This window comes from Afipia sp. GW822-FHT03D08, assembly GCF_058801645.1.
On the sequence record NZ_JBXANK010000004.1, the window covers coordinates 76,898 to 89,409 of the forward strand.

Sequence of the window (12,512 nt, forward strand, 5' to 3'; positions counted from 1 at the left end):
ACTCGATCGCATCTTCGCCATGCCGCGCAGCACGACTTAGCTAGGCGGTCTGTCAGGCTCACCGAACCAGCGCTCGGCCGCCTGGCGAACGCCTTGATCGTCTGCGGCGCTCTCAATCGCCGAGGCAACCATACCATCGGGACGGATGAGGATGGCGCGCAATCCCAGCCGGTTCTCGGCGTCGCCCGAAATGTAGTTGATGCGCCGCCTCGCTGGTCGCTCCGTGGCGCAGGTAACGGTTCCGTCGTTATCGGTGCCAATGGCACATGTTGGCATGACACCTCCGCTATTGGCGGCACGATCCGGCCGGTCATTTCCAATGTCGTCGATGTCGATCTTCATCCGGCAAACCAGGCAGGAGCGGAATCCGGAATTTCACCGGGATCGCCGCCGGCCAATGATGAGCTGGTGCGGTCACAAAGTTGCCCGCCACCCCGGGGGAGGATGGCGGGCAGGCAAGGCGGGTGGGGCTTGGAGCGGCGATATTAACCCGCCTGCACAGGGATGCGTTGAATTCTGGGGATTGACTCAACCTTTTCGGGACCTCGATGGTCAATATCCCGTTCTTGAATGTCGCGCTTGCCGCATCGGCATCGACACCGTCTGGAAGCTGCAGGGTGCGTTGGAAGGAGCCGTATGCTCGCTCGCGAACGATGAGCCCTCCGTCTTCAGTTTTTCGGACGGTACTCCTTTCGCCGCGGATCGTCAGAGAGCCCTCACTGATCGAAAGCTCGATGTCATCCTCAGAGAGGCCAGGCAATTCGGCGGTGACCGTTATCGCCTTGTCGCTATCGCTGACATCCAGCCGGACGGCATCAGGTGCGGAGGGTGCGAACTCCGGAAATGGGGATGGAAGCATCCTCCAGAATTGCTCAAATGCGCGGTCAATGTCCTGCCGCAGCGCACGAAGCGGGTCCACCGGTCCCGTTTGCGGACCCACGTGCCGCCCGGAGCCGCTCCAAGGAATGAGGTCGGTGATTTTCATCGTCGCCTCACGCCGCCTTGACGGAAATCTTGGCAGCCGGCGCCGGCGTCGCCTTTGGCAGCGTCAGCCGCAGAACGCCGTCTTTGAAAATCGCTTCGATTTTCGCCACGTCGACTGGCTCTGAGATGACAAAACTCCGCTCGTAATTGCCATCCCAATACTCGGCGTGCTGCAGTGTGTAGCCTTCGGGGCGGCTCGGCACCGAGCGCGCCGCGATCCGCAAGAGCCGCTTGTCGAGCGTCACATCGAGGCTTTCGGGATCGGCGCCGGGGAGGTCCAAAACCATCAACAGGCTGGACTGATCCTCGATTATATCTGCTGGAGGGACGAAGACCGGCGCATCTCGTGTGGATTCGGCGGCCTCGCCTACACTGGTGTCCTGAGCGGCCATGACGGGTCTCCTTCAAGTCCGGCTTATTGCGATTTTGCGAGGCCGATCAGCGTCGGGGCGAGGGAGCTCGAGCCGAAGCAGCCCGTTCCGGAACGCTGCGGCGGCCTTCTCCCCATCTACGCGGAACGGAAGGACAAGGCTGCGGGCAAAGGAACCCGCAACGCGCTCTTGGCGATGAACAACGGCGCCTTCGGTGACCGGGTCGGAGGCTCGTTTGCCACGAAGGGTTACTGTGTTCTGGTGGACTGCGATGTCGAGGTCATCGGCAGCGACGCCAGGAATCTCCGCAGTGATCACGGCGCCGTCGGGGCCGGTCCAAATGTTGATCGGGGGAAATTCAGACGTTGTGGGGGCTCGCAGGTTGTTCATCACGCGATTCACATCTTGTTGCATGAGTCGCATCTGCCGGAATGGATCGAACGTGCGCCCCGCATTTCCTGGATAGGCGAGCATTTGCCAACTCCCTTTACTGACGTTGAAGGGATCGTGGCGACTCTCCGCCAGATTGGCACTGATGACCGTCAGTTATTTCGCGATTTGGCTGCGCGGGGCATTACCAAAGGGGGACCGCACATCGGCCTAGACGGGGTTGCCGCTCAAGGTTTGACCGAAAGGGGTAATTGTCCCAGGGTGCAAACAGGGCCGCGCCGGTGCTTGACTCTCGAGGTTCCCGGTCCGGCCCCAATTGTCGCTAGCCCGGCGTTAGCGGCGGACAAGATCGCCCCACGCGGGATCCCATAGGTCTTCGTGCTCAAGCACGATCACGATCCTACGGAAACCGTAACGCTGAAGCAGGCGCTGCGCCTGAGCGAGTGCAAGGCCTACATCGACCTCCTCGCTCTCGTCCGGGCCAACGTGCGCGCCTTCTCGTGAATGCGCCATCCATCCGAGGGTGGCCCGGATGGGGGCCTTCCCTTGCCAGTCAAAAATAGTGACGATGATCTCGTTCCCGGCAGCTGACCCGGGATCATCGAGGAGGGTATATCTGGGTCGCTTCTTCGCAGTCACGTTTGTGTCCAACCTCATGGTCTCACTTTCGGGTTCACACTTCTCGCCGCTCCGTCTGGACAGGCCCTAGCCGCCGCTGCAAATTTAGTCCGTGGAGCGAGCCTGACAACTGCCTGCTGCATCTGATATGGCTAGTTGCACTCGGCGGACACGAACCCAACTGTAGCCGAAAACCGATCCTGATTGTAGCAGGCAAGAGCCGATCCGCAGGATCTGTCAGACCCCTGATCGGCGGAGACGCGAATGCCTGTGGAGGAAAATCAAAAGCTGGTCCGCGCGCTCGACGACCTCTTTCGCCTATCCGCTCTGCAAGCGGACTGGAAGGACTTAGAGGAGGACGCAGTCGTCGAAAGCCTGGCCTCGGTCCTTGTGAAGACCCTCAACGCCGACTTTGTATATATGTCGATAGCGACGCTGCAAGTCGTGGTTGAGCTTGTGTATGGGCCCAACGGACGTCTTCCGCCGCCATTCGTTCCGACTGTCCGCAACTCCCTGTTGGCAGCCATCACGGACGGGGGAAAGATCGTCAGCCCAGTCAGCGGCAACAAGGTGACTGTTCACGCGACGCCAATCGGCAATCACGGCGAGGCGACCGTGATAGTTGCGTCGGACCGGCCCGATTTCCCAACTGAGGTGGAAACACTCCTTCAGCGCATGGCGGCAAGCCAAGCCATGTTGGAATTGCGACGGCGCGAAGAAACTGCTCCGAACGCATATCTCGCAAGGCTCATCGCCGCTTCGTCCGACTTCATCGGCATCGTGAATCTTCAGGGCCGGCCGCTCTTCGTGAACCACGCTGGCCTTGAACACGTCGGCTTGGCTGATTTGCGTGAGGCGTCCGAACTTCATATTGCCGATTTTCTGGCGCTCGGAGACCGCGATCAGCTGCGTTATGGCGTTTGGCATCGGATTCTCTCCGACGGGCGTTGGACTGGAGTGCTACGGCTGCTCCATACCAAGTCGAAGGATACCCGACCTTTCCTGTTCGATTTCTATCGCCTCGATCTTCCTCCGGCTGGACCGGTCGCGATTGGCGTCCTCGGGAAGGAGGTTGCGAGAACGTCAAAGACGTTGACCGATTCAAAGGAGGGAGGATCCTCTGAGGTCACCGACGAGCGCGACGTGGCGGCAGCTCGTGTGCAAACGCTAAGCGAGCGTGAGCGGCAGGTGCTCGTCCGGCTCGCGGACGGTCAGGCACACAAGGAGATTGCCCACGAACTCGGCATAAGTATCCGAACCGTTGAAGTTCATCGTTCGCGCATGTTGCGGCGGCTAGGAGTGAAAACCGTCGCCGAGGCGATTAAAATCGCGGTCCTCGCTGGCTTAAAGGAGTAGTGCCAAGTGATGCTTCACATCTAAGCGCTGACAAACGGGTCGTGCAAGGAAAGATGTGACTCCCGCCCAGTAACGACGCGCCACCTCGTCCACTCTCTGAGCGGGCCATTTCCCTTTACGAGAATTCCCATAAGGTGAATCCACAAATAGCTCCTTACCCGCACGTTTTTCTATCGTCACCACGGTCGTCCAATTGCTTGGACGGTGCCGTTGTGAAGGGGTGTCGATGGAACGTTCAACGCGGTTTGACGGCTCGGACTGCGAGCCACGGATCAACAAGAGTCCGAGAGACCTAAACTCTATCGCCATCCTCAGGACGTTCCAGCGCGATCAGGACATCTTCGAACACCACCATCGCTGTGACTGGTGGTATCGCATCGTTTCTGGAGCGACACGCAAATACCGTATCCGCAGCGATGGACGACGGCAAATTGCGGACATTCACCTCCCAGGTGACTTCTTTGGATTCTCGTCATCCGACTCGCACACGTCCTCGGTGCAAGCAATAGTGGAGGGAACAATAGTTGCCTGTTATCCGCGATCGGCAATTGAGGCTCTCGCGGACTCTGATCCGGCGACTGCCAAGCTCATCCGACTGGGAACCTTCGCGGCAATTGAGAGGCTGGAGCAGCAGACTTTCGTAGTGAGCACAATGTCGGCTCCGGAACGGGTGCGAGCTTTCCTGGTCCATTTTAGAGATAGGATCGGCCGATCTGGCGAAAGCGATCTAGCTCTGCCCATTACACGCTACGACATCGCCGATCTGCTCGGGCTCTCGACCGAGACAGTCTGTCGAGCGTTTACGGATCTCCGCGAGCGCGGCGCAATTTCTCTGGAAGGTCCCCGAAACGTCACGATCATTCGGCCTTAGGGAGCGAACTCAAGCACAGGACCTCTCTTCTCTATTCTGGATGAGGACGCAGCTCAGGGGCGCCGTGCATATCCGTACCGGAGTCTTCAACATTTGAGCTTTCCGCCTCCTGCAGTTGGTCGACGGTAGTTGAGGTTGCCGCCGGCGCGACGCCCAAGCCGCTGAGGGTTGCCTCTGCCATTGCCGGGCCTACGTTGTATTCGGCTGAGATTGCCCGGGTCGCACCGCGTTCTTGAAGATACGTGCGGTCAGCATCGCCGTGAGCGCGCACGAGAACTTCGGCGAGCGCATCTATCTCACGAGCGCGCTCGAGCACGCGCCGCGCTTCGTAGCCATCTGGAACGGCAATGACGATAAGTCGCGCACGCTCCGCACCCGCATCCTCAAGGACGCCCGGGGCCGCAGCATCGCCGTGCTTCACCGCTGCGCCCTCCTTACGAGCCTTTTCGGCACGTCGCCGATCTCGCTCAATTATAACATACGGAGTTCCTGCCTTGCGCAGCGCCGCGACGATCGTGCGTCCGACTCGGCCGGCCCCCACGACAACAACGTGGTCCGCCTGCGCCGTGGGACGATCTTCCACATGCAGACCCAACAAGGGATCGAAGTGACGACCCTCGCCACCTCCCGGCGTGGATGCGGTTAGCAAAGGCGCCATGAGCTTAGCAGCCGCAAACGCAAATGGATTGAGAGTGATCGAGAGCAACGCTCCGGCGAGGATCAGATCACGGCCCTCCATCGGCATAAGCCCCAGGGACACCCCGAAATCGGCGAGAATAAAAGAAAATTCCCCAATCTGGGCTAACGCCGCGGATACGACCAAAGCGGTCGACATTGGATAGCCGAGTGCGAGCACGATCCCCGTAGCGGTAAGAGCCTTGCCAAGCACAATCACTAGGACGACTGCGATCACCGACAGCGTATCATTCACAAGGATTGAGGGGTCAAAGAGCATCCCGACCGAAACAAAGAATAGCACCGCGAACGCATCCTGAAGCGGCAGCGACTCGGTAGCGGCCCGGTGACTGAGCTCGGACTCGCTGAGCACCACCCCCGCAAAGAATGCGCCAAGTGCAAAGGAGACGCCGAACAGCGCCGCCGACCCGTAAGCGATGCCCAGTGCTATCGCCAGCACCGCCAGCGTAAAGAGTTCCCTCGATCCTGAGCGCGCTGCCTGCCTGAGCAGCCACGGCACGGCACGCCGCCCGAAGACCAACACGACCGCAACGAAGGCGCTGACCTTGATCAGCGTGAGTCCAAGCGCGAGCCCAACACCTGCCGTCCCGGCGCCGATAGGCGCCGCCGGGGCGTCCGCGCCGACCGGTGCCGCGAACGAGGGGAGCACTACCAAGGCCAACACCATGGCGATGTCCTCGACGACCAGCCAACCGACGGCGATCCTGCCATTGGGGGAGTCCAGCAGACTTACTTCATCCAGCGCACGCAGCAGAACCACCGTGCTTGCCACTGAAAGGGCAAGGCCAAACACCAGGCCCGCACTCCAATTCCAGCCCCATGCCCTCGATACGAGGGTTCCAATGAGAGTTGCGGTCAAGATCTGGATCATCGCGCCTGGCACAGCGATCCGACGCACGACGAGAAGATCGTTGAGGGAGAAATGCAGCCCCACGCCGAACATCAGCAGGATGACGCCCAGTTCCGACATCTGGCGCGCCAACTCGACATTGCCCACAATGCCGGGCGTATTCGGACCAATCGCGATTCCGGCAAGCAAATAGCCGATCAGAGCCGGCAGGCGCAAGAATCGCGCGGCCAGTCCGAAGCCGAAGGCAAGCACGACTCCGAGCGCCAGCATTGTGATAAGTTCTGTTTGGTGCTGCGGCATGGTTCCGGTCGGGGTCGGTTGGCAACGAAAAAGATAAGCATTCTCGCACGAGACTTGCACTGACGATCGACAGCGTTATCGCCCGCTCGCGGCTTCCTCATTGATCTCAGCCCTCGTGAGTCACGATATTTGGCGGGTGCCGGCGCCATCAACCATTCCCTCTCACTCGCCCGCAGGCGGGTCAGGGTCTGGCGGGTTCCTCGGCAGGAGCAAATTGACGCGGGTGCCAGCCCCGGGCTCACTGTCAATGCGGACCTGCCCGCCGGATTGCACGACAAACCCGTACACTTGGCTGAGTCCGAGCCCCGTGCCCTTTCCGTCGCCCTTCGTTGTAAAGAACGGCTCGAAGGCCCTCGCCTTAGTTTGGGCGTCCATGCCAACGCCTGTATCCGTGATGGTGATGCGGATCAGATGTAAACTGCTGGCGGCTCCGCCGGCCACAACGCCAGTTGCAATCGAGAGCGTGCCGCGTCCGTCCATCGCATCTCGCGCGTTAACAGCAAGATTAAGCAAGGCGACGTCGAGCTGGTCTGAGTCAATTTCTAGGGTTCCGACATTGTCGTCCAGCTCCGTCCGAATTGATATCCCCCTGCCGAGGGTTGGTCCGAGGATCGATGCGATCGACAAGATTCGCTCGTTGATGTCGACGAGCTTTGGTGAGAGGACTTGCTTTCGCGAGAACGTCAGCATCTGCCCGGTGAACGCCTCGGCGTTGTGCGTGCGCTGCATAATCTCTTGAATGAGCATCGCCACATCTTCAGGTGGGCCGCCCTCTCGTATCTTTGAGCCGATCAGCCGAAGTCCAGCCTGGACGACCATGATCAGGCTCCTGAAGTCGTGAGCTATGCCAGCCGCAAGTTTACCGAGAGCCTCCAGTTTTTGAAGTTCGCGCAGTCTTTGTTCATTGGCGCGTTGCAAGGACACGTCCCTCAGATTGGCGAGCAGGGCATGCTCGCCATTCCATTCCACCTCCACAACTCTGAACTCCACCGCAGCCGGACTCAGGTTGGGGCGCCTAACTGTGATCTCGGTCGCTTCTCCTTCAACGATGGGACGGCCGAGCGACACGTCAAGAAGATCGCGCCTGCGTCGGCCGAAAATCCTGGCCGCTGCCGCATTGGCATAGAGCACGGCTCCGTCGGGATCGACGAGCAGTATTCCGTCAGCCGTGTTCTCCACGAGCAGACGAAACGAGGAGGGCGCGAGGCCAAAGTGGCTGTCGCCGTCATCGATCTCCAGGCGTTCGCCTGCCGATCCGGTGGGCGTGAGATTGTTCGTCATATTGAATGAGCAGCGTGATCGAACACGCCACCCGCGGCGTCGCCGACGGTCTCTCCATCACGCGAGCGGGATGTCATCGGTGTTTTTCCTTTCTTGGGCACCCAAAGAACGCGATGATCTGGTCGACGTTACTGAAGTCACCAATAATTCGACGAGGCGGTGTTGCTGAGTCATCCGAAAGCGTCGGGGTTGCGAGAACCCCCAGCACTCTCCGCCGCTTCTGGGCTCGTTAGAACGTCGATGACTTCGATGCGGCACTTGTGCTCGTCGAGCGCAGCTGCGAGGCGATTTCGACTGATCAGCGCCCTTCGCCCACCCGGGGTTCGGTCGGCTATGAACAACCGAAGAACACGTGGCGTGGGACCATCTCCCGGGTGACCAGCCATCAGAAATCGCTCTCCGCGCATGAAGCGTCGCAATCCCTCGCATAGGTGCTCACGCCGTGGCTTGCCTCGTCAGGTGTCCCTTGCGGCCCACCTTGCCCCCTGCGGGCGGGCGTCGACGCATCGCGAAAGCGTCCGCGTCTCTTCGACGGGGGGAACCAAGTAGAAATGACGGCCGTTAAATAGCCGGAATGGCAAGGTACCGAACCGACCCTATGACGCAACCTCCGTCACGCATGATCTTGCCGCCCTCGCTGCGCGGTCCTTCTCACTTTTCGCGTGCGACCGCCGCTTAGCATCCAACTGTGCGTACTTGAGTGCCTTCTCTAGGGGACGTCTGTCCCGCTAGCTCGGTGAGTTCGCTTTCTTCGAGAGTCTCTTTTTCGAGCAACGTCCGGGCCACCCGGTCCAATGACTCGCGTCGCTGCTGCAACAGGCTGACGGTCCTTGCGAAGGCTTCTTCCACGATGCGCTTCACCTCTTCGTCAATTTCGGCGGCCGTCTTCTCAGAGTAGGAGCGTTCCTCCGGTCCGTAGTAGGGCTGATCGGTTCCAATAAATGAACGGCGGTCCCTTTCAAGGGCCACGTGGCCGAGCCTTTCGGTCATGCCATATCGCGTGACGATGGCGCGCGCGATATCAGTGACCTTAGCTAGATCGTCGGCGGCGCCCGTTGAAAGGTGGCCGTAGATGATGTGCTCGGCAGCCCTTCCGCCAAGCAGAACCGCCATCTTGTTCTCCAACTCTTCGCGGGTCATCAAGAAGCGATCCTCGGTCGGGCGCTGTATCGTGTACCCAAGGGCGCCCACCCCACGTGGGATTATTGAGACCTTGTGCACCGGATCGACCCCAGGCAGCGCCATGGCGACCAGCGCGTGGCCTGTCTCATGATAGGCGACGATCTCGCGTTCTCTCGGGTTGAGCAGCCGGTTGCGCTTCTCCAACCCTGCAACAATGCGTTCGACGGCGTTGTTGAAGTCTTCCATGCTCACTGCATCGGCTTTGCGCCGGGTTGCAAGCAGCGTCGCCTCATTTACGAGGTTGGCCAGATCGGCTCCGGTGAAACCGGGCGAGAGTGCGGCGATCTTATCCGCGTCAACGTCGGACGCGAGCTTGGCTTTCTTCAGGTGCACGTTCAGGATCTGGATACGGCCGGCCTTGTCGGGCCGGTCGACCAAGACCTGACGGTCGAAGCGGCCGGCGCGCAGCAGGGCTGGGTCAAGGATTTCCGGGCGGTTCGTCGCTGCTAAAAGAACGAGACCAGTCGAGGAGTCGAAACCGTCGAGCTCGACCAGCAACTGGTTAAGCGTCTGTTCTTTCTCGTCGTGGCCACCCACAAGAGGTCCGAGGCCCCGCGCGCGGCCGAGCGCGTCGAGTTCATCGATAAAGATGATCGCAGGCGCCTTGGCACGCGCCTGCTCGAACAGATCGCGAACCCGCGCTGCGCCTACGCCTACGAACATCTCGACGAACTCAGAACCTGAGATGGAGAAGAAGGGCACGCCGGCCTCGCCGGCCACCGCCTTAGCGAGCAGCGTTTTACCCGTTCCAGGCGGACCGACAAGCAGCACGCCCTTCGGCATGCGTCCGCCAAGCCGGCCGTACCCGCGGGGATCTCTTAGGAAGTCGATGATCTCCTTGAGTTCATCTTTGGCCTCATCGACGCCGGCGACGTCCTCGAAGGTGACGCCGGTGTCCTTCTCGACATAGATTTTTGCTCTGGACTTGCCGATCTGCATCAGCCCACCGCCGATGCCGCCACCCACCCGTTTGAGCATGAACATCCAGATGCCAAGGAAGATTACGACCGGGACAACCCAGGACAGGAGGTCTCGCAGGAACGTGCTCTCGATCTGGCCGCTGACGACGGTACCGTGCTGCTGAAGCTCGCGGGCAAGGTCGGGCTCGACGCGCGTCGTGATGAAGAAGGACCGGCCCTCGACGGGCTCCTTGAAACGCCCTTGGATAAACCGGTCCGATACTGCCACCTCTGCGATCCTGCCATCACGAACATAAGTCTCGAATTGACTGTAGGGAATTTGAGCAATTTGAGTGGCGGTCGCGTAAAGGTACTGAAACGCCATCAGTAAAAAGAACGCGCCGATCCAGTACCAAATATTGAACTGGGTCTTCCTGTCCATCTCCATTCAGTGTGCTCCGATTACCTGATGATCAGAAGCATACGCGCGCCGTTGCGTACAAGTTCAACGGCGAGGGTGCTCTTCCGATCGGCGGTCCAGCGACGGACATCATTGATCGATGTCACCGGCGTGCGATTGATCGCCAAAATCATGTCTCCGCGCATCAGACCAGCGCGCGCGGCCCGGCTTCCCGGAGCGACGCTCTCCACGACAACCCCTCCTGCGCCAACCTCCCGCGCCTCCTCGGCGGAGGCGTTTCGCAAGCTTGCCCCATCAAAAGGCGTTCCCGTCAATTGCGACGAGGCCCGCTGCGCTCCTTCGATCCGCACACTGATGTCGTGCCTACCGTCATTTCGCACGACCGACAGCCTGACGTTCGAGCCGGCTGGTGTGAGGCCGATCCGGTTACGCAAGTCTGTGGAGCTGTGAAGAGCACGGCCGTCTAGAGCGGTCACGACATCCCCGACCTTCAAACCGGCATGTTCGGCCGGCGACCCCGCCTCAATATTGCTGATCACCGCTCCGCGCAGGTCCCCTAGGCCAAGCGCCTCCGCGAGATCGGGGGTTACATCCTGGATGCCGATGCCTATCCTACCTCGACGGACCTCGCCATGGTCGATCAGCTGGTTCATCACAGCCAGCGCCATGTTGCTTGGCACGGCGAAACCTATGCCAACGTTGCCACCGGCGGGACTCAGGATTGCTGTGTTGATTCCGCCGAGCTTGCCGTCAAGCGTAATTAGCGCACCTCCCGAATTTCCCGGATTGATCGAAGCGTCCGTCTGGATGAAATCCTCATAGCCCTCATTGTTAATCCCACTGCGCCCAAGGGCGCTGACGATCCCGGACGTCACCGTCTGACCGAGGCCAAATGGATTACCAATGGCGACAACGTAATCGCCGACTTTGAGACGATCGGAGTCGGCTATCTCCAAGGATACGAGGTTACGGCTCTCCACCTTGAGAAGGGCAATGTCCGTGGCCTGATCGGATCCGACAAGCTCTGCACGGAGTCGGCGGCCATCCTTGAGCGTCACCGTGATTTGGCCAGCATTATCCACCACGTGGTGATTGGTGATGACATAACCCTTGCTGGCGTCCACGATCACGCCCGACCCTGCGCTCATGCGCTGCTGGGCCGGCGGCTGATCCGGAAGGTCAAAGTACCGTCGAAAGAATGGATCGTTGTAGAGTGGGTTGGAGGCGGTCGGCGTTTCCGAGATGACGGAGATATTGACCACCGCCGGGGTAACGCGCTCTAGCAACGGCGCGAGCGTAGGAAGTTGCCCTGCCAATCCGGGAACGACCTGTCCAAAGGCGCTAGGAGGAATGCCCACCGCGGCTACGAAGATCGTGCAGAGAACAATGATCGAACGATGTACGACTGTGACTCTCTTGCTCATGAATACCCCCATGATAGCTCTACGACCGGTTTCGTCCTTTCCGCTTGCGGTCAGACGGGACGCCTGAAGCTCGGCCCGGAATGAACCGGGCCGAGCTTGGCAATTCGTCATACAGCGGACCAAATACGGTTGTGGGCAAACCAAATGCAGGCGCCCGAAGCCAAGGCCACCACGACGCCGGCGATTACGTGGGCCCACATGGCGCCCGTTAGGGCCGAGAACCCGAGGGCCCATGGCGCAACGAGTGCCCACAGGCCAGCCACCCCGTTGATCCACTCCTCGGCCTCGTGGAACGCAAGAAGGGCTACAACCGCGATTACCGAGATTGCTGCGCCGATGATCCAGGCATTCCAGGCGGCATAGGCGTCAGAGGTGAAGCCGAGATACCAGGGCGACAGCAGAAGACCGAGACCGGCAACGAGACTAACGACATCGAGGGCCCGCCGGCCGTTTGACGACAACGATTTCACCATTGGTTAATCCTCCTTGTTGGTTGGATCCATCATCCGCAGATCGTTAATTGCCCCACCGAAAAGTGCTCCCGCGATGACGATCATCAATGAAAGTTCTGGCTTCCAGAGACCGCTGCAGTGGCACCCACCGCGCGGCCAGGGAGCTGGTGGCGGGCCGGCGACGGCAGCGACCGCGCGGCGTCGCGGTCAAGCTGGCACGGGTCAAGCTCGTCCCTCGTGAAGACGCCGGCGGCGATCTCTTGCAGGGCGAGGTCGACGATGTCGGTGGTGGGCCGCTTGAGCCGAGGGGCGCTCCCCGTCTTGAGCGCCCTGCTCCGCGCTGCCGCGACGACCGTCAGCGCGAAGCAATTCCGCAGGACCTTCTCGCAATCGAAGACGACGAATGGGTCCATGGTC

General features: G+C 60.4%; 13 protein-coding genes. 3 read left to right on the top strand and 10 right to left on the bottom strand.

What is annotated here, in order from left to right; translation table 11 throughout:
• Positions 1-36: 36 nt before the first annotated feature.
• Genes AC1RM7_RS23205 through AC1RM7_RS23220 form a run of 4 tightly spaced genes read right to left on the bottom strand, consistent with a single transcriptional unit; the run spans position 37 to position 1,829 of the window.
• Positions 37-342 (bottom strand): aromatic-ring hydroxylase C-terminal domain-containing protein, encoded by a 306-nt coding sequence (locus tag AC1RM7_RS23205; protein WP_393986257.1) that lies wholly within the window; start codon positions 340-342, stop codon positions 37-39.
• Positions 311-985 carry an Hsp20/alpha crystallin family protein gene (locus AC1RM7_RS23210; RefSeq protein ID WP_393986258.1) on the bottom strand — a complete coding sequence of 225 codons (675 nt, stop codon included), beginning with the start codon at positions 983-985 and terminating at the stop codon, positions 311-313. The genes AC1RM7_RS23205 and AC1RM7_RS23210 overlap by 32 nt, the downstream gene beginning before the upstream one ends.
• Positions 986-992: 7 nt before the next feature.
• Positions 993-1,376, bottom strand: a complete 384-nt coding sequence (locus AC1RM7_RS23215; protein ID WP_137901562.1) for an Hsp20/alpha crystallin family protein — start codon at positions 1,374-1,376, stop codon at positions 993-995.
• A gap of 12 nt (positions 1,377-1,388) precedes the next feature.
• Positions 1,389-1,829 (bottom strand): Hsp20/alpha crystallin family protein, encoded by a 441-nt coding sequence (locus AC1RM7_RS23220; protein ID WP_281807059.1) that lies wholly within the window; start codon positions 1,827-1,829, stop codon positions 1,389-1,391.
• Between the two features lie 294 nt (positions 1,830-2,123).
• On the opposite strand from AC1RM7_RS23220, the gene AC1RM7_RS23225 reads away from it, so the two are divergent.
• The 3 genes from AC1RM7_RS23225 (at position 2,124) to AC1RM7_RS23235 (ending at position 4,590) form a co-directional block, all read left to right on the top strand.
• Positions 2,124-2,249 (top strand): hypothetical protein, encoded by a 126-nt coding sequence (locus tag AC1RM7_RS23225; protein ID WP_281807057.1) that lies wholly within the window; start codon positions 2,124-2,126, stop codon positions 2,247-2,249.
• A gap of 378 nt (positions 2,250-2,627) precedes the next feature.
• Positions 2,628-3,719 carry a LuxR C-terminal-related transcriptional regulator gene (locus tag AC1RM7_RS23230; RefSeq protein WP_393986259.1) on the top strand — a complete coding sequence of 364 codons (1,092 nt, stop codon included), beginning with the start codon at positions 2,628-2,630 and terminating at the stop codon, positions 3,717-3,719.
• Positions 3,720-3,945: 226 nt separating this feature from the next.
• Entirely contained in the window at positions 3,946-4,590 is a 645-nt protein-coding gene (locus tag AC1RM7_RS23235) for a helix-turn-helix domain-containing protein (protein WP_393986260.1), read from the top strand.
• 31 nt (positions 4,591-4,621) lie between these two features.
• On the opposite strand, the gene AC1RM7_RS23240 is transcribed toward AC1RM7_RS23235, so the two are convergent.
• The 6 genes from AC1RM7_RS23240 to AC1RM7_RS23265 form a co-directional block, all read right to left on the bottom strand.
• Complete coding sequence (locus tag AC1RM7_RS23240) at positions 4,622-6,406, bottom strand: cation:proton antiporter domain-containing protein (protein ID WP_393986261.1); 1,785 nt, start codon at positions 6,404-6,406, stop codon at positions 4,622-4,624.
• Between the two features lie 192 nt (positions 6,407-6,598).
• A complete protein-coding gene (locus tag AC1RM7_RS23245) occupies positions 6,599-7,717 on the bottom strand; it encodes a two-component system sensor histidine kinase NtrB (RefSeq protein WP_393986262.1) in 1,119 nt (372 codons plus the stop codon).
• A 675-nt stretch (positions 7,718-8,392) separates the two neighbouring features.
• Positions 8,393-10,246, bottom strand: coding sequence for an ATP-dependent zinc metalloprotease FtsH (ftsH, locus tag AC1RM7_RS23250; protein ID WP_393986263.1), 1,854 nt, complete (start codon positions 10,244-10,246; stop codon positions 8,393-8,395).
• A 14-nt stretch (positions 10,247-10,260) separates the two neighbouring features.
• Positions 10,261-11,643 carry a DegQ family serine endoprotease gene (locus tag AC1RM7_RS23255; protein WP_393986264.1) on the bottom strand — a complete coding sequence of 461 codons (1,383 nt, stop codon included), beginning with the start codon at positions 11,641-11,643 and terminating at the stop codon, positions 10,261-10,263.
• A 107-nt stretch (positions 11,644-11,750) separates the two neighbouring features.
• Positions 11,751-12,116 (bottom strand): SPW repeat protein, encoded by a 366-nt coding sequence (locus tag AC1RM7_RS23260; RefSeq protein WP_281807041.1) that lies wholly within the window; start codon positions 12,114-12,116, stop codon positions 11,751-11,753.
• An 83-nt stretch (positions 12,117-12,199) separates the two neighbouring features.
• Positions 12,200-12,508, bottom strand: a complete 309-nt coding sequence (locus tag AC1RM7_RS23265; RefSeq protein WP_393986265.1) for a DNA-directed RNA polymerase subunit omega — start codon at positions 12,506-12,508, stop codon at positions 12,200-12,202.
• Positions 12,509-12,512: the final 4 nt, after the last annotated feature.

Excerpts from the sequence above, each read along its gene's own strand:
- AC1RM7_RS23235 (WP_393986260.1), top strand. The coding sequence starts at position 3,946 with ATGGAACGTTCAACGCGGTTTGACGGCTCGGACTGCGAGCCACGGATC.
- AC1RM7_RS23245 (WP_393986262.1), bottom strand. The coding sequence starts at position 7,717 with ATGACGAACAATCTCACGCCCACCGGATCGGCAGGCGAACGCCTGGAG.
- AC1RM7_RS23265 (WP_393986265.1), bottom strand. The coding sequence starts at position 12,508 with ATGGACCCATTCGTCGTCTTCGATTGCGAGAAGGTCCTGCGGAATTGC.
- AC1RM7_RS23205 (WP_393986257.1), bottom strand. The coding sequence starts at position 342 with ATGAAGATCGACATCGACGACATTGGAAATGACCGGCCGGATCGTGCC.
- AC1RM7_RS23260 (WP_281807041.1), bottom strand. The coding sequence starts at position 12,116 with ATGGTGAAATCGTTGTCGTCAAACGGCCGGCGGGCCCTCGATGTCGTT.
- AC1RM7_RS23215 (WP_137901562.1), bottom strand. The coding sequence starts at position 1,376 with ATGGCCGCTCAGGACACCAGTGTAGGCGAGGCCGCCGAATCCACACGA.
- AC1RM7_RS23255 (WP_393986264.1), bottom strand. The coding sequence starts at position 11,643 with ATGAGCAAGAGAGTCACAGTCGTACATCGTTCGATCATTGTTCTCTGC.
- AC1RM7_RS23240 (WP_393986261.1), bottom strand. The coding sequence starts at position 6,406 with ATGCTGGCGCTCGGAGTCGTGCTTGCCTTCGGCTTCGGACTGGCCGCG.
- AC1RM7_RS23230 (WP_393986259.1), top strand. The coding sequence starts at position 2,628 with ATGCCTGTGGAGGAAAATCAAAAGCTGGTCCGCGCGCTCGACGACCTC.
- AC1RM7_RS23210 (WP_393986258.1), bottom strand. The coding sequence starts at position 985 with ATGAAAATCACCGACCTCATTCCTTGGAGCGGCTCCGGGCGGCACGTG.
- AC1RM7_RS23220 (WP_281807059.1), bottom strand. The coding sequence starts at position 1,829 with ATGCTCGCCTATCCAGGAAATGCGGGGCGCACGTTCGATCCATTCCGG.
- ftsH (WP_393986263.1), bottom strand. The coding sequence starts at position 10,246 with ATGGAGATGGACAGGAAGACCCAGTTCAATATTTGGTACTGGATCGGC.